This window comes from Variovorax sp. 01T432, assembly GCF_056398605.1.
Map to the genome: position 1 here is coordinate 26,836 of NZ_JBFTPS010000040.1, position 16,677 is coordinate 43,512.

11 protein-coding genes and 1 pseudogene are annotated in these 16,677 nt (G+C 63.5%); 10 read left to right on the forward strand and 2 right to left on the reverse strand.

All coding sequences use genetic code 11. The features are described from left to right. Window positions 1-18 precede the first annotated feature (18 nt). The 5 genes and pseudogenes from AC1DNF_RS25150 to AC1DNF_RS25170 all read left to right on the forward strand — a co-directional run. Window positions 19-1,440 (forward strand): YqaJ viral recombinase family protein, encoded by a 1,422-nt coding sequence (locus AC1DNF_RS25150; protein ID WP_478151372.1) that lies wholly within the window; start codon window positions 19-21, stop codon window positions 1,438-1,440. 114 nt (window positions 1,441-1,554) lie between these two features. Beyond that, window positions 1,555-2,316: a hypothetical protein gene (locus AC1DNF_RS25155; protein WP_478151373.1), complete on the forward strand. Its 762-nt coding sequence runs from the start codon at window positions 1,555-1,557 to the stop codon at window positions 2,314-2,316. A gap of 164 nt (window positions 2,317-2,480) precedes the next feature. Further along, window positions 2,481-8,459 carry a strawberry notch C-terminal domain-containing protein gene (locus tag AC1DNF_RS25160; protein ID WP_478151374.1) on the forward strand — a complete coding sequence of 1,993 codons (5,979 nt, stop codon included), beginning with the start codon at window positions 2,481-2,483 and terminating at the stop codon, window positions 8,457-8,459. A 60-nt stretch (window positions 8,460-8,519) separates the two neighbouring features. Further along, complete coding sequence (locus tag AC1DNF_RS25165; RefSeq protein ID WP_478151375.1) at window positions 8,520-9,368, forward strand: hypothetical protein; 849 nt, start codon at window positions 8,520-8,522, stop codon at window positions 9,366-9,368. Window positions 9,369-9,877: 509 nt separating this feature from the next. Then, window positions 9,878-9,996 (forward strand): annotated as a pseudogene (locus AC1DNF_RS25170) (ATP-binding protein); the annotation flags it as partial. Window positions 9,997-10,025: 29 nt separating this feature from the next. On the opposite strand, the gene gcvA reads toward AC1DNF_RS25170, so the two are convergent. Continuing rightward, window positions 10,026-10,910, reverse strand: coding sequence for a transcriptional regulator GcvA (gene gcvA / locus AC1DNF_RS25175; RefSeq protein WP_478151376.1), 885 nt, complete (start codon window positions 10,908-10,910; stop codon window positions 10,026-10,028). A 141-nt stretch (window positions 10,911-11,051) separates the two neighbouring features. Between gcvA and AC1DNF_RS25180 the strand changes: the two genes are divergently transcribed. The 3 genes from AC1DNF_RS25180 to AC1DNF_RS25190 are packed head-to-tail and all read left to right on the forward strand — an operon-like array spanning window position 11,052 to window position 14,140. After that, window positions 11,052-12,329 (forward strand): CaiB/BaiF CoA transferase family protein, encoded by a 1,278-nt coding sequence (locus AC1DNF_RS25180; protein WP_478151377.1) that lies wholly within the window; start codon window positions 11,052-11,054, stop codon window positions 12,327-12,329. Further along, window positions 12,322-13,119, forward strand: a complete 798-nt coding sequence (locus tag AC1DNF_RS25185; RefSeq protein WP_478151378.1) for an enoyl-CoA hydratase-related protein — start codon at window positions 12,322-12,324, stop codon at window positions 13,117-13,119. The genes AC1DNF_RS25180 and AC1DNF_RS25185 overlap by 8 nt, the downstream gene beginning before the upstream one ends. A gap of 52 nt (window positions 13,120-13,171) precedes the next feature. Further along, the gene (locus tag AC1DNF_RS25190; protein WP_478151379.1) at window positions 13,172-14,140 is read left to right on the forward strand and encodes a Bug family tripartite tricarboxylate transporter substrate binding protein; all 969 of its coding nucleotides are present in this window, start codon (window positions 13,172-13,174) and stop codon (window positions 14,138-14,140) included. A 57-nt stretch (window positions 14,141-14,197) separates the two neighbouring features. Here the strand turns inward: AC1DNF_RS25190 and AC1DNF_RS25195 are convergent, their stop codons facing one another. Next, complete coding sequence (locus AC1DNF_RS25195) at window positions 14,198-15,040, reverse strand: oxidoreductase (RefSeq protein WP_478151380.1); 843 nt, start codon at window positions 15,038-15,040, stop codon at window positions 14,198-14,200. A 153-nt stretch (window positions 15,041-15,193) separates the two neighbouring features. On the opposite strand from AC1DNF_RS25195, the gene AC1DNF_RS25200 reads away from it, so the two are divergent. Both AC1DNF_RS25200 and AC1DNF_RS25205 read left to right on the forward strand, forming a co-directional pair. Beyond that, a complete protein-coding gene (locus tag AC1DNF_RS25200) occupies window positions 15,194-16,144 on the forward strand; it encodes an AraC family transcriptional regulator (RefSeq protein ID WP_478151381.1) in 951 nt (316 codons plus the stop codon). 41 nt (window positions 16,145-16,185) lie between these two features. Further along, window positions 16,186-16,653: a hypothetical protein gene (locus AC1DNF_RS25205; RefSeq protein ID WP_478151382.1), complete on the forward strand. Its 468-nt coding sequence runs from the start codon at window positions 16,186-16,188 to the stop codon at window positions 16,651-16,653. Window positions 16,654-16,677: the final 24 nt, after the last annotated feature.

The window sequence follows — 16,677 nt, forward strand, 5'->3', positions numbered from 1 at the left end:
GCAAACAATTAAACAACGATGGTGGTCGATCGACCGGCGCGCCACCAGCAACGGATAGAGGACGTCATCGAGATGGAAGATCTGGACCGCAAGCCGAGCGCAGAAGAGAAGGCCGTGATTGCCGCCAAGGTGTGGAAGCTCGTTGACGCGCTGCCGCAGCGCGACCTGATCGAGATCTCGGACGCCCGCCAGTGGATCGGCCGCGTGGTCGAACTCCATGGCGAGCAAGCCATCTGGCACGCGATCCGGCTGAACGGATTCGGCGGCTCGGAGATCGGCGTCCTGGTTCGCAACCAGCACGGCGTCCGTGCCGACCACATGGCCAGCGCTCGCGACATCGTCCTGGGCAAGCTCATGCGCAAGATCCCCGATGAGACCAACGAGCACATGACGCGTGGTCACGAGAACGAGGACTTCCACGCGGGCAAGTTCTACAAGAAGTACGGTGCGCATCGCGACATGGCCGCATTCGAGGCGCTGAAGGCGTCGCAGGGCTCGCTGCCCTGGATGCGCTACAGCCCTGACGACCTGGTCCTCATGCCATCGAAGCTTCTCGCGCAGACGCGGCCCATGGCTGCCGCGCGCCCGATGTCGCGGTGGCTGATCGACTACAAGGCGCCGAGCCAGGTCGAGGACGACGCGGAGATCCACTTCCAGTACGGCTGCCAGCTCGCGCAGGGCGCGATTCTGTGCGAGGAGCAAGGCGTCGAGCTCCACGGCCTGATGCTGAGCCAGTACGACTGGGCCCGCTGGCGCCTGAAGGACGACGTCATCGAGGTGAGCGAGGAGCTCAAGCAACTGGTGCGCGACGGCGGCAACTGGGCGTGGGACTGCGTGATGCGCAACGCGCCGCCGCCCTACATCCGCACGCCGGTGCTTGCTGATTCCGCAGGCTTCGTGGCGAAGCATGCCGAGTTGGCCGAACGCATGGCGAACGTCTCTGCTCTGGCCAAGGCGGCTGAGGATCGCGCGAAGGAGCTGCGGGCAGAGCTGATTCTGGGCCTGAGCAACCGCAAGCTCGATGGTCACAAGATCGTGCTGCCTGGCGCCGGCGCGCTCACCGCCAACGTGAAGATCGATGCGGAGAAGGTCCAGGCCGACCTGACAGCAGAACAGATCGCGAAGGTGGTCAAGAAGGACGGCTACGACGAGAAGCGCATGGCCGCTCACCTCAAGTCGCTCGGCGTCGACTTGAAGCAGTTCAAGGCCGACAAGATCGACCCCGACAAGCTGGCCGAGCATGCCGACGAATTCGGCATCGACCTCGACGCGTATCTGACCGAGCAGCACGTGTTCAAGATCGACAAGGCGCTCAAGGAAGAGATGGAGCGCTACGTCGACACCCACTTCCCGCTGGTTGCCCAGTCGCAGGAAGAGAGCGAATCACAAGCCGCGGACGAGTTCGCCGAGGAACCAATGGCGGAGACACCGCGCGGATAGGCGCGCTCCATCCCCAAACGTGTTCGCGTGGCCAAAGATGAGGCCGCACAAGCCTCGCGAACATTCGAAACGTGTGCGGTCTCATCTTTGTTCTCATTTTTAGGAGCTGAACAAATGGCTATCACCAAGAACACCGCCGAGCGCAAGAACCTGATCTTCATCTCGCTGGTCGAGCGCACCAACAAGCACCTGTCGGCCGCCGACATCGAAAAGAACCCGGAACTGAAGTTCGCCGGCTTCCTGTACAAGAACGAGCAGGGACAGCACGAGCTCGCGCGCCAATTGACTGGCAACGTCGTGAGCGTGAAGGTGGGCACCGACTCGTACACCGCGCCCGGCCAGCAGCCGGTCGAGTACCCGATCGCAACCGTGCGTCTGACGGACGGCGAGAGCGTGAAGGTGCGCCTGGACCAGCAACTCGGCCGCACCGTGATCGGCCTTCTGGCTGCCAATGCGCTGTCGCATGGCGACGGCCCGATCGACATCTACGTGAGCCAGGTTCGCGCCGGCGAGAAGATCGGCGACGGTCAGCCGTTCGATCGCGACCGCTCGTTCATCAGCGTGAAGCCGGCCGGCGCGGCCACCTCGGCGAAGTTCAGCCCGATGTACGCGGGCCAAGACGGCCAGATCATGGTCGACGAGCAAGGCAATCCGGCCGGCCTGCCGAAGGCGAAGACCGTGCGCTTCCAGGGCAAGGACCAGCTCGACTGGGAAGAGATCAACAACATCGCCGTGTTCACGGCGGCTGGTCTGGAGAGCTTCTACAAGGAGAAGGACGGCCATGCGCACAACTCGAGCCAGGCCCCTGCCGAAGGTGACCAGCAAGACGGCATCGACCTGAACGAAGCCGCCGCCGCAGCTGCTCCCCGCGGCTGAGAGGCCGGGAAGAAGACTGGCGGGTTGACGGGACCGCCAGGCTCCTTCGGATTCCGAACGAATCCAGTTTCTCCTTGATCCTTCCCTGAACAAGCCGCACCCCTCGGCTCCCGGATTCCCGGGCCGCCCAGAGGGTGCGCACCATTCTCTGAGAGTAGGGCGCGATGCCAAAGTGGATTGACCTCAACGATGCGTCTGGTGCGCGTCTGAAAATTGCGACGATCGAGGTGGGCGGCGATCCGCACCTGCACCTGTTCGTCACCGGCCTGTCCTACCTCAACCCTGCCTGGAACAGGTCGATCGCCGAGCTTGGCTTCCATCCAGGCGGCGCGCGAAAGTACCTCGTTCGCCGCGTGAAGGCCGGCGAGCGTCCGAAGCCTTCGGACTTCCGGTCGGTCTTCCCGAATGCCGCGGTTCGCGAGATGACGCCCGAGAGCTACATGCTCAACCTGCAGACCGCGCGCAAGCCCGATGAGCGCCCGGCGAGCAAGGAAGAGCGCGCCGCGGCGATCGACATCAACAACGCGATCCTGCTGGGGCGCAACTCCGACGGCGAACGAGTCTTCGAAGCCGCCGGCTCACGCTACGTGATCAAGGTCACCGGCCAGGGCACGGAGGTTCGCGTGGACGAATCCGACGCGAGCCAGCCCCACGTGTTCCTGCGCCTGCCGAAGGACGGCACCGCGGAGTTCCGCACGCTGTCGATGGTCCAGTGCGCCGACGGCTTCGTGCGCTCGATGGTCCTGGGCGAAGTGCAGCACAGCGAGGACATGGATCGCTTCCTGCAAGCTCTGCACGGCACCAGGAACGGCGAGAAGGCTCCGGCCTTCACGATCGACCAGCACGACCAGGTGCACGCCGCAATCGAGACGTCGCTGTTGCGCTACCTGCGCGACGGCTTCGAGGTGGCCCAGGATGCCTACGGTGAGTCCGCGCGCCTGACAGACATGCTGCCCCCGTATCGCGGGCATCTGCGCGGTACCGGCACGATGCCGGCGCCGATCTCGGTGGCGAGCCAACGCTTGCTGGGCGATACCGACGGCCTGACGGTGGTGGTGCCCAATGCGTTCGATGGCGCGAGCTTCGCCTTCCTGCCGGAGGGCACCACTGTTCGCGCCTACCGCGGCACCAAGGACATGTCGGCGCTCTCGAGCGTCGTCAACCTGCGCGCCAGTACCGAATGGCAAGACGGGGAGTTCTCGCCCGGCCGTGAGGTCGGCGCGGACGCGATGTTCATCAATGCGGACCCCGTGCTCAGTCATGACGGCCGCCGCACGGACTACATGCTGGCGATCAATGCGCTGCGCTCGCTCAAGGAAGGTGGGCGCGCTGTGATCGTCCTGGCTGCCGATGCAGTGCCGGGCGAGCTGTCGGTCGCCTCGCGCAACTTCCTGCAGATGGTCAACGAGCGCTACCAGATCCAGAGCGCATTCGAGACCGCTCCGATCCTCTCGCGCAAGGCCGGCGTTCCCGAGAACAACCCTGGCCTGCGTATCCTCTCGGTGGTCAACCGCCGGGCGGATCTGGCGACCCCGATCACAAGCCTGCCCGTCATCTCGTCGTGGGACGACCTGAAGACGGCCGTCGACGAGGCAATGGCCCGCGCCGAGGTTCTGGACGCCGAGGCCCAGGGCGTTGACGTAGAGCGCGCGGCACTCGAGGGCCGCGTTCAGCGCCCCTACATTGCCTTCTCGCGCGTGGGCGAAGCCCGCACGATGGTCCCTTCCAACATGCAGGCCCCGCTGCAGGCGACGATGACCCGCATCGAGTCGCTCTACGGCCAGGTCGACGAGCTCGTTACTCGCGAACTCGGCTGGGGCGGGAACGCCCTGGCCAAGCGTCTGTCGCCTGAGCAGGTAGATGGGATCTCCATGATGATCGTGCGCCAGCTCGAAGGCTACGCGAGCATCCTGGCCGACGAAACCGGCATCGGCAAGGGTCGACAGCTCGCCGCGATGATGGCCTGGGCGCTGCGTCGCAACCAGCCCGTCTTCTTCGTGACGGACAAGGCAAACCTGTTCTCCGACTTGGCGCGCGACCTGAAGGCGATCGGCGAGTGGGACCGGGTCCGCCCGATGGTGATGAACACGGACGGCGAGATCACCTGGGAGCCTGGGCCAGGCGAACCACCGGTGGTGCTGGCCCAGGGCTTCGCTGCCGCACGCACCAAATCGATGGTGGATGGTGGGGTGAAGCTGGAAGAGGCGGGGCTCAACACCTGCTTCCTGACGTACTCGCAGATCGCCGGTGCCGAGAGCGACAAGGCCCAGTGGGTGAAGAACCAGCTCGGCAACGCCCTCATCATCTTCGACGAGGCCCATGTGGCTGCGGGCTCGGACAGTCAGATCGCCAGCCACATCTCCGAGATGGCCAGGCTCGCAAAGCGAGTGCAATACGCCTCGGCGACCTGGAGCAAGACCGAGGACAACCTGCACATCTATCAGCGGGCGTTGCCGGACAGCGTGAATGTCGCCTCCCTGGCGGCCGCGATCAAGAAGGGTGGTGAGTCCTTCTCGGAAGTGCTCAGTTCGATGCTGGCTTCCGAAGGCGCGCTCATCCGCCGCGAACACGATCTCTCGAAGCTCGACGTGAGCGTCTACACGGTCGAGGAACGCCGCGCCCACAACGAGCGCGTGAGCGACTCGGTCGCCGAAGCGCTGGGCGCCGCAACCTACCTGGCCGGCGACATGTCGCAGATCTTCATGCGCGGCAACCGCGAGGCGGTCAGCGTGCTTCGCAAGGCCAAGGAAGCTCGCGCGGCTATGGTCGACCAGACGAACGCGGCTGCGCAGACGCCGGTTGCCCGGGCGAACATCATGAGTTCGAGCTTCGGCACGGGCTCGGTGCTGTACCAGGTGATGAAGGCCGTACAAGGTGCGCTCAACGCAGACCAGGTCGCCGACCGCGCGATCGAACACATCCGCGCCGGCCTGAAGCCGGTCATCGTGTCGGAAGCCACGAATGAGGCGCTCACGCGCATGCTCATGGCGCAGGCTGACGCGCAGGCCCAAGCCGCCGGGGCTGCTCCAAGTACTGCCGGCGGCCTGCCGTCAATGATCAAGATGCCGACGATCCGTGACGCTGTTCGTGCAGTGCTGATGCCGCGCCTCACCACCGTCGTCCAACGCGAGATCACTGAAGAGGATCTCCCCGCGGAGCCAGTGGAGGACGCTCCGGCCCTGGCGGACGCCGCCGCGCGCGCCGCGGCTGAACTGAACGCGGAAGGCGAGGAGGGCGAGCAGCCCGCCCCGTCCGCCGAGATGGTCGCGGCCCAGCGCGAAGCCCGTCTGCTGCGCAACCTGCAGCGCCAGACCGACGGCGAGGCTGCCGCGACCGACGATGCCGACGCGGTGAACCTCGACGAGGCGCTGGCTGCCGCGGCACCGGTTGTCGAGGAGTCCGCCGAGCGGGGCAGTAAGGTCGTATCGGCGCGCCGAACCGTATCTATCCTGGATCTCCCCGCCATGACGGACGCCGATCGCCAGCACTTCCGGGATGGGGTTGCCGAGCTGGAACGCCTGATCAACGCGATCCCCGAGCTGCCCGTGTCCGCGTTTGACGTGATCGAGCAGAAGCTGCGCGACGCCGGAATCAGCGTGGGCGAGATCACCGGCCGGTCCTTCTCGCTCGAGCGAATGTCTGCTGCCGGCGCGCCGAACCCCAACGAGAGCCCGATGTGGAAGGTCGTGCCGCGCCTGCGCAGCAAGCGCGCGGTCAACGCTGTCAAGCGCGCCTTCAACAATGGCGAGATCCAGGCGCTGTTGATCAACCGCTCGGCAGCCACCGGGGCCTCGATGCACGCGTCGCCACAGTTTCTGGACCGCTCGCGCCGCGTGCTGCTCGAGCACCAGATCCCCGAGAACGTCACCGACCGCATCCAGTTGATCGGCCGGGTGAATCGCTACGACCAGGTCACGTTCCCGCTTGTGGAGACCTGCACGACCGGCATCTACGGCGAGTTGCGCTTCGTCATGATGCAGAACCGCAAGCTGGAGAAGATGAGCGCCAACGTCCGGTCGAGCCGCGAGAACGCGATGCTGATCAAGGACGTGCCCGACCTCTTCAACTCGATCGGCCTGGAGGCTGTGCGCAGCTACGTCCAGGACGAGCCCCTGGTGGCGAAGAAGCTGGCCCTGCCGGACAACTTCCTGGAGATCCCGGGTGTCGCAGCCGTCAACATGTTCCTGATGCGGCTGCCCCTCTTGAAGGTGTCCGAGCAGCGCCAGGTCTACGAGCAGCTCTTCAACCGCTTCGACGAGAGCTTCAACCGCCACGAGCTGCTGGGCACCAACCCGCTGAAGACGCGCGAGTACGACTGGCGCGCGAAGGAGGAGTTCTCGGGCGTGTTCTTCGGCGACACGTCCGGTGAGCGCGCGAACATGGTCGAGGCACTGATCAACGACGCTCTGACGACCACGGAGGCCGGCGCGGCCCCCGAAGCCGCCGAAGAAGCTCCCGCGACGACCGCCCCCACCACGATGGAGGTGAGCGACCTGGCCGCCGGCGGGCACCAGGATGGGGACGCGACCGAGCAGGACGACTTGCTCTCCGCCTTCGATCGGCCGGTCTACATCAAGAAGATTGCCTTCAACGTGGACCTGAAGCCGATGTCGTGGACGGCGTGCGTCGCTGCCGCAACGGTGAGCGGCGAGATGCTCGCTGCCGAGGGCGGGCACTTCCAGCTTGACGAGACCGGCCGGGCCTTCTGGAAGCCGGAGGTCGTGGCCAAGCTGAACGCCGGCATGAAGGCCATCGTCAGCATGGCAGCCGTGGCGGCAGGCATGACCAACTCCGAGGAGGCGGTGCTCACGAACCCGCCGGCGCAGCGCGCGCATCTGCGCGCCGAATGGCTGAAGGACCACATCGCTGGCCTGGTGCCTGGCGGACTCTTCCACGAAGACTCGAAGGTTGACGGCAACGGCGTTGTGATCGAGCGCGCGAAGACTGGCGTGATCRTCAACATGAAGCTGCCGACGGAGGCGCGCGAGCTGATCCTGCCGCACAAGTGGAAGATCGCGGTGGTGTTCCCGGGCGAAGAGCGCCCAATCGAGTATTCGCTGCGGGCACTGCTCTCGGAGGTGCGAGGAGACCTGAAGAAGGGCGAAGTTGCAGGCACCCTGATGACCAATGCCTACTCCCGCCTTCGTCCGTCTCAATACCAGCGACCCGACGAACCTGGCTGGCGTTTCGCGCACGTGCTCGGGGAGAGCAATCAACGCGTTACATGGGCGCGCGACGAATTCGACCTCGCGCCTGTCGGCCAACACCGTCGTTCGGGCTACGTCCTGGGCGGAAACATGTACATGGCCTACGACTGGTCGGTGAAGTCGCGCGTCGGCCGCTCGATCATCTACACCGACGACAAGGGCATGCGCCAGCGCGGCGTTCTGCTACCGGCAACGATGAGCCACGTCGGCGCGCAGTTCATGCCGATGCGCGTGTGGGGCGGCCAGATCAAGCCCTTCGTGAAGCGCCTGGTGGAAGCGCAGGGCGCGAACGGCTTGATGCTCGAGACCGAGTTCATGGCGTCCAACAAGCCCTATGGCGTCCTGATCAACGACAAGGGGCTGTTGCTTCTGACCAAGTCCAAGGATGCGCGGCGCGCGCTGCGTTTGATGCGCGGCGAGCAGGTGAAGATGCGCAAGGACGCGCTGGGCGAGCGCGCCACTCCGGCGCGTGACCCGCTCAACGTCACCCTCGGCGTCCTGTCGCGCAACGGCCGTCTTGGTACGGGGCGCGCCGCGGTCGGCCTGAATGGGCGGGCGGACATCGGGGATGAGGCAACCGCCGGTTCCTCCTCGGGCATCCCGCAGGGCTACGTCGCGGTGAAGCTCGGCTTTGACCCGACCAAGCCGGCGCTGCTGGACCGCGCCCTGAGCCTACTGGTGCACGGCACCGGCCTGGAGATCTACGCCAGAGGCATGCAGCAGCGTGCCCTCGCGAAGGAAGTGGGCCGCGAGTACTTCGCCCAGATCCGCGCTGAGACCGCGCAGCGACGCGACCAGGTGCGCCAGGCCATCTCGGCAGCCGCGGCGGCCGCGCCTGGGCCCGGCGAGCCGGAGCCCGCGTTGGCGGGAGACTGCGCCGAAGCCGATGGCCCAGCCGCGAACGACGAGCCGAACGCAGAGCGCGCGGCGGCCTGAATGAAGACACCGCCGCGAGCGTCGCGGCGGATCCACCCAGATCACTTAAGAGGAACCACCATGCCCGTCCAGACCATCGAACTCTCGAACGCCGAATGTGACGAACTCTTGGCAGCGCTATCCGGCCCGACTCCATCACTCGGTGAGTGGCGCGATGTGGTGCGCAAGGCCTTTGCGAAGGGTGTCGCCTCCGCAACGCCGAAGGACGTCCTTCCTGCAGCGCTCGTCGAGCCGCTGATCGACATCGCCGAAACCGTCGCTCGTGCAGACCTGGCGCTGCCCACAGACGCGAGTGACCGGTATCAGATTTTCGCAACCTGGGCAGGTGAGTTCCAGGCGGACTTCGCGCGTCGTCTCACCGCCGGCCAGGAACCAGCGGCCAGCTATTACGAGGACATCAAAGCGTTTGCACTGAAGAAAGCCTCCGAGACTGGATTCATCTCGGCAGCGCCCAAGATTGCGAGCCAGAGCGATCTGGCTCGTGATGTGTTCCGCGAGTACGCGCGGATGGGCCAACGCGACGGAGAGCTCGAGGTCGACTCGAACGCGCAGGTGAACATCTCGCAAGACGATCCCAACCTGCCTGCGCAAGGCGCCTACGTTCAATCCTGGCTGTACATCAGCAACGACGAAATCGTGGGCTTTCTTAACGCCATGATGCGCGATGCTCAGCTCGACGCCGAGGCGCTGGACGAGGCGGTGCATTCCGCGGCCGACCTGGCAGTCCCAACGCAGGCGCGCGAGGAGGATCTCGACCTGATCTCGATGAACGCGTCGGACGTCAACAATGATGGCGTGGACACCCAGGTGCAATTCCTGATCGCCCGGCTCGGCCCGCAGGCGGCCTTCGAGGCGGTCGAAGCCGCGATCGCTGCGGCGCCTCGCCAGCACGACGCCCCGCGGGGTTGAAATTGGAGTACCGGCTGATCCGCGGCCGGTACGCGCTCCACGCCAAGCCGCCGCTCGGCGGCGCGGACTTGGCGCCGGTAAGCTTCGTGCTGGACGAACTCTCCCTGGCGATCGACACGCGCGAGGGCAGAAGGCCACCCTCGAATCTGGCGCTCGGGTGGATTGAAGCGACACCTGCGCGACTCACGCATCATCGCGTTGTTCGGAGGTACCATGGCCTCCATTGCCATTCGCAACGGCTGGGCGGGTGACATCGTTTCGGAGCGATTCGAGATGTTGAGGAGATTGGCACCTACGACTTCAGAGTTAAGGCCCTGTGTACTACGCTCCGCAGTTCGCCGACATCGGCGCCATATGAACGCGACATCGCCGTGCGTTTCGCAATGTGACGTTCAAGCCTGGCGACTGGGTATACGCCGATGCCGACGGCTTGTTGGTGTGGGAAGCAGAGTACAAGGCGGCCCTCATCGTCGACCCGACGTAATGTAAGACTCGCCTCGTGATTCGCCCTGTCGCAACTTCTCAAGGCCGAGACGGCCGAGCGTGAGGGGCGCTCGATGGCCTACCAGTTAAAGTGGCGCGCTTCCCGGACTACCGTGACCTGGCGGGCTTCGACTTTGCTCATGCCACCCAGTCATTGAATACGGTGTCGGTAACTCAGACGACTTCCGCGAGCCAGCGCTTGAAAGCTGCCAGTGCCTTCGACTCAGCTCGATTGTCGGGCCAGACGAAGTAGTAGGTGTGCGCCTTCCGGTCAAGAACGAAGTCAAACGGCGCAATTAGCACTCCGGCTGCGAGCTCGCGCTCCACAAATGCTTTCTGCGCAATGGCAACGCCATGACCTTCAGCTGCAGCTTGGTAAGCCAGAAGCGAAGTCTCATACTTCATGCCCCGATATCCATTGACGTGCGTTGCGTCGCATGCTTGCAGCCAGAGTTGCCAGTCGTCGGGTCGAGCCATCGAATGCAGCAGCGTCTCATTGTTGAGATCTTCGGGCTCGCGCAGTGGCTTGCATCCCGCGGCATTGCGCGGTGCCGTCACCGGCACGAGTTCGTTCGCCACAAGCCGCTGAACCTTTGTCTTCGGCCATTGGCCGTCACCAAGCTGGACGCCCGCCTCGATATCTTCGCGATCGAAGCGCAACGGTGCTGGAGACGTCGATAGCTGCACGTCAATGTCAGGATGTTCGCGATGAAACGAGGCCAGGCGGGGGATCAACCACTTAACCGCGAACGTCGCAGGCGACCTCAGTTTGAGCGAATGGCGGCGAAAACTCCCACCCATGACGACGTTTGTGGCGTCGCGCAGCGCACTGAACATGGGGGTGACGTCGGAGAGATAGCGCGCGCCCGCGATCGTCAGTTCGAGCCCGCCTGGAATCCGCTTGAAAAGCTTGACGCCGAGAAACCGCTCGAGTGTCTTGATCTGCCGGCTGACGGCGGCCGGAGTGACGAACAGTTCCGTCGCCGCATTGGTGACGCTCAGCAGCCGCCCCGTGGCTTCGAAGCACTTGAGCGGGTTCAACGGCGGTAGCGGATTCATGCTCCTCTGAGCATCCTAGCCTGTTAACAAAAAGTCAAATACGAGAGATGAAATGTCGTTTGCTGGCCTCGGCGGGGGATCCTAAGCTCATGTCAATTCAGCAGCCAAGCAACTTGGGTGCGGGGCACAGGACAACAAACCATGCTACGAGACACGCTTCAGGGTATCCGCGTCATCGACTTTTCCCATGTGGTGGCAGGCCCTGTGTGCGGGATGATGCTTGGCGATATGGGCGCCGACGTGGTGAAGGTTGAGTCACCTGATGGTGAACTCGGCCGCGCCATCGGGCCGCCCTGGCTCAACGGAGAAAGCGTTGTTTCCCTGAGTGTCAACCGCAACAAGCGCGGTCTGGCGGTGGACCTGCGCCACCAGGGCGCGCGCGAAGCCGTGATGAAGATGGCGGCATGCGCGCATGTGATCGTCGAAAGTTTCCGGCCCGGCGTCATGGCGCGCTTGGGGTTGGATTACGCTGCAGTGGCAAAGCTGAGTCCGGGCGTCGTCTACTGCTCGATATCAGCTTACGGGCAATCGGGAGCGCAGCGCCACATGCCCGGCGTCGATGGCGTCATCCAAGCCGTAACGGGACTGATGAGTACCTTGGGTACGGCAGGTTCACCCCCATCGAAGGTGCCGGTGCCGATCGCCGACATGGCGACCGGATACCTCGCGACCATCGGCATCCTCGCGGCGCTGCGTAAGGCCGAGCGCACCGGGCAGGGGCAGCACATCGATATCAGCCTCTACAACGCCACGCTGATGCTTCAGCAAGTTGGCCTCTCATTCTTCTTGGCAAGCGGAGACGAGCCGCAGAAAACGGGCAGCGCTGCGCCATATGCCTCGCCGAACGAAGCGTTCCCGACATTGGACGGATGGGTCATGGTCGCGGCCTATCAGCCTGAGCGCTGGCGCCGCCTCTGCACGTTGCTGGGACGCCCGGAGCTTCTCGAAGACCCACGCTTCGTATCGAATGCGCAACGCGTGTACAACCGCGCGGCACTCAACGAGTTGCTGTCGGAATCATTCAAGTTGCAGTCCACCACCGGCTGGATGGAGCAACTCGAAGCAGTCGATATTCTCTGTGCGCCCATCGCGAGTTATGGCGAAGTCACACGCTCGCTGCAATACCGCCATAGCGGCGTTGAGACCAGCGTAGTCCATCCTGTGGCGGGCATCGTACGCATGCCCGGATTTGCGCTGGGCGATGTGGAGAGCAGCGATGCGCCCTACATGCCGCCGCCCAGGGTGGGCGAGCACTCCACCCGCGTCCTGAGCGAATACGGCCTCACCGCCGACGAGATCGCCGCACTCGTTTCCTGCGGGGCAGTCAGCCAAGCTGCCGCCGTGGACAGTGATGTCCCGAGCGAGTCTTCCTCCTCAATTCAAACTTCGGCCATTGGGCCCGCAATCGTCAATGACTGACAAACTCCCCCCTCCGGCGCTCGTACGCATTGAAAAAGCCGGCTCCGTCTTGAACGTCGTGCTCGACGCCCCCGCAATGGGCAACGCGATGACTGTCGCCATGACGGAGCAGCTCGCAGACGCGCTCGAGCGTGCAGCCGTTGACAAGTCGGTGCATTGCATGGTCATCCGGAGTTCCGGAAAGCATTTCTGCACCGGTGGCAACGTCAAGGACATGCGCGAAGGCAGTGACCTGATGGCCGGTTCTGTCGCGGACGTGCGCGAAAGGTTGCAAGCGACACTGCATCGCCTGACGCGCGCCTTGGCGACCATCGAGATCCCGACCATTGCTGAGGTAAACGGCATGGCGATCGGCGCTGGATGCGACCTCGCACTGATGTGCGACATCCGCATCGCGGGAGAACGCGCGCAGTTCGCTGAAAGCTTCTTGCGTCTAGGTCTGGTATCGGGCATCGGCGGCGCCTGGTTCCTCACGCGTCTTGTGGGTCCGGCCAAGGCCATGGAGATGACCTTGACGAGTGAATTCATCGACGTCAATGAGGCGCTCGCGCACGGCATTGTCTCGCGCGTGGTGTCCCAAGATCGCTTGGCGGACGAGGTCGCGGCGTTCGCAGCAAAGGTCGCGTCGGCGCCGCCCATGGCATTGCGCATGGCCAAGCGACTCGTGCGTGAATCCGCACGAAGCGAGCTCCCGGCCGCCCTGGAGATGGCTGCATCGATGCAAGCAATCTTGCTTTGCGGTGACGAGCACAAGGCCACGGTGACCGCATTCCTCGCAAATGCCCGTTGAGCGACCGTCGCCAAGCGCGACGTCCTGTATCAAGTCTACAAAGGAGACAATCATGAAGATCCATCGAAGGGTCGCCATCGCTCTGGCGAGTATAGGATTCTCCGCAATTGCTGCGGCTCAGTCGGTACGCTTTCCCGAGAAGCCCGTCACGTTTATCGTGCCGTTTGCGGCCGGCAGCGCTACTGACCAGTTGGCACGTGCGCTCGGCGTTGGCATCACGGAAAAGACGGGGCAGCCAGTCATCGTTGACAACCGCGGCGGTGCAGGTGGGCTCATCGCGGCGCAAGCTGCTGCGCGTGCCGCAGCGGACGGCTATACCGTCCTGATTACCACCAATACGACGCAAGTTGCCAACCCCTACCTCTACCGCAAGCTCCCGTATGACCCAGTGGCTGATTTCGCACCACTGACCGCGTTGGGTCGCGGCGGACAGGTGCTGGTCGTGCCCGCTGCCTCTCCCTACAGGTCCGTGGCCGATGTAGTTGACAAGGCGCGCTCCCAACCCGGCAAGCTGTCGTTCGGCGCAGGCAATTCGTCAAGTCGCATCGCTGGGGAGATGCTCAAGCAACTCAGCCAGACGGACATTCTCTATGTGCCATACAAAAGCAATCCGCAGGCCCTGACCGACCTACTCGGTGGCCAGATTGACCTCATGGTGATCGACACGGTCACAGGCATACCGCAGATCGAGTCGGGAAAACTGCGCGCGCTGGGCGCCTCGACCCAGCGACGACTGAACGTCTTGCCCAAGGTACCCACGCTTGACGAAGCGGGGGTCAAGGGCTACGACATCGGGTACTGGTTCGCAGCCTATGCGCCCGCGAAGACGTCGGCCGTGGTGACTGCTCGTTTGCGCCAATTGCTCGTCGATGCGGTACACAGCCCGCACGCCAAGGCGTTCTTTGACAATACGGGTACAGACCCGTGGACCACCACCGCCGAGGAATTGGTTCAGTTTCAAGCAGTGGAAGCCAGGAAGTGGAGCAGGGTGATCAAAGCGGCAAAGATTGAGCCGGAATGAATGCGTGCTCAACACGAGCCGCATGGGCCACGTCGTCCGACTACGGCCGTGTCGGGCTTACTCATAATCTGTTGACCTTGTCAGAGTTTCCCATGCGTCGATCTCGCTGGTCATGGCTTTGAGCTTGGACCTTACAAGTTCGAGCGCGTCTCTGCCCAGCAGCAGATGTGCCGGAGGACCAGGATGCGCGACGATTGCCAGGAGGGCCTGGGCCGCTTTCGCAGGGTCGCCGGCTTGTGCACCGCTCTTCGTCTGCCTTGCCTGCCGGATCGGGTCGAACAACGAGTCATAGTCTTCAATTGTTCGATCGGAGCGCACCATCGAGCGGCCGGCCCAATCCGTTCTGAAGGAGCCAGGCGCAACCGCGGTCACCTTGATCCCGAACCCGGCGACTTCCTTTCCAAGTACTTCGGAGATTCCTTCGAGCGCAAACTTGCTCCCGCAGTAGTAGGCAATACCGGGCATTGTGATGAAGCCGCCCATCGAAGTGATGTTGATGATGTGTCCCGAGCGACGGGTACGCATCGACGGCAGCACGGCCTTGATCATTGCCACCGCGCCGAAGACGTTGACGTCGAACTGGCGCTGCATCTCCGAGAGGTCGGACTCTTCGAGCGTCCCCTCGTGACCATAACCAGCGTTGTTGACCAGGACATCGATCTGGCCGTGCTCTTCCACGAGCTTGGGAATCGTGGTGTTGATCGCGTCGAAATTTGTTACGTCGAGCACGACGGCGCGTGCACGTCCCGACGCAGTGCTCTCGAACGCAGCCTTGCTGCCGTCCGTTCTTACGGTCCCGAACACTGTATGCCCGTCTGCGAGTGCTGCTGCCGCAAACGCTCGTCCAAATCCGGAGCTGACGCCCGTAATGAGGAACGTTTTAGGTTGAAATTGGGTCATGGTCGGCTCTTTTGATGGTGGAAGCCTGATCGTAGAGATCGAACCAGCAAAGGAATATGCCGAGTCGCACATATAGCTTGCCAATAACTACGAAGCGATCGGACCGCCGCGCGCGATGTGGCCGAATAGATGCACAAACGAAACGACTTCCATATGCAATCCACATCGCTACCGGTCGAGGCCGTGCAGAGGCAGATGATCAATCTGGTGAAGCCGCTGGCGCCTGTTGAAGGCTACAACCTGACGCTGCTGCCCGATGTCCGCATTCTCAGATCCGATCGCGCACTGAGCAGGGCACCGGTATTGTACGAACCAGGCCTCGTCATTGTTCTGCAAGGCCGGAAACGCGGGTTCTTGGGCGACGAGGTCTATCTCTACGATGCGCAGCACTATTTGGCCGTCTCGGTTCCCGTGCCTTTTTCGATGGACACGGACGCCTCGGCAGAAGAGCCCTTGTTCGCGATCTACTTTCGACTCGACTTCAAGGTTGTCGCGGAACTCATGATGAAGCTCGACGAGTACGGGGCTGCCGAGGAAGCGGCCCCGAAGGGGTTGATGTCCACGCCCATGGATGAGCGTGTAGCGCATACCGTTCTGCGGTTTCTCGAGGCGATGAATTCCACGCTGGAGTCCACAATCCTCGGTCCTTACCTGGTGCGCGAACTCTATTTCCGCATTCTCACTGGCGAGCAAGGAAGTTCGATGAGGGCTGCGCTGACTCGGCAAGGTCAGTTCGCCAAGATCGCGAAGGCGATTCGGACGATTCATGCGAACTTCGACCAAAAGCTTGACATAGGCCAGCTGGCGGAAGAGGCGGGCATGAGCCCTAGCTCCTTTCACGCGCATTTCAAGGCGGTCGCAGCGACATCGCCCATCCAGTACCTCAAGGCGACGCGCCTTCACCAAGCCAGGCTGATCATGGTCAGGAATGAGGTGACCGCTTCTCTCGCGAGTGCCCAGGTGGGATACGAGAGTGCGTCCCAGTTCAGTCGTGAGTTCAAGCGGATGTTCGGCCGCGGCCCCGCCGAAGAAGCGTCCCGAATGCGGCAGGTGTTCGCGAGGCCGGATCCCTCGCCGCACGAGCTATACGTCGCGTCGCACTGAATGGCAGGTCGGCGCCCGGCTGGCAATGAAAGTGGCAACTGATGCAAGCCTTCGTGAGAATGAACGCAACCGTGAATAAGGTGGGGGCTATCGTCGCGGGCACGTTACTGGCCGCCTTCGGCATCACAGCTGCTGCGGCAGACGGCGGCGCTCGCATGGATCTCGACAAGCTCGTGCAGCTCGAGGCCAACCTGCGCAGTTCGGTTGCTCAGTGCGCCCCCCAGGCCGCGGCAATCGCTTTCATCAAGGCGTCGGCCTACTACGTGGACTCGCTCGTGCAGCCGGGCAGCAACGTCTCCGCGACCGAGATCGAGAGGATGATCACGGAGCGCGGACCGAACATCGGCGTGATTCCGAAGGCCGACTGCTCGAGCTATGTCGCCGACGCTCAGCGTCTTCGCGCGTCAAGGGAAAAGGAAGACAGGGTGCTCGCCCAGCTTCGGTCAGACCTGAGGGATAAGGCCGCCGCCAACGAGTACAGGCGGTACAGGGCGATGGCCGCGCCATGAAGCTTGAAGCAGGCCCGGTTCATT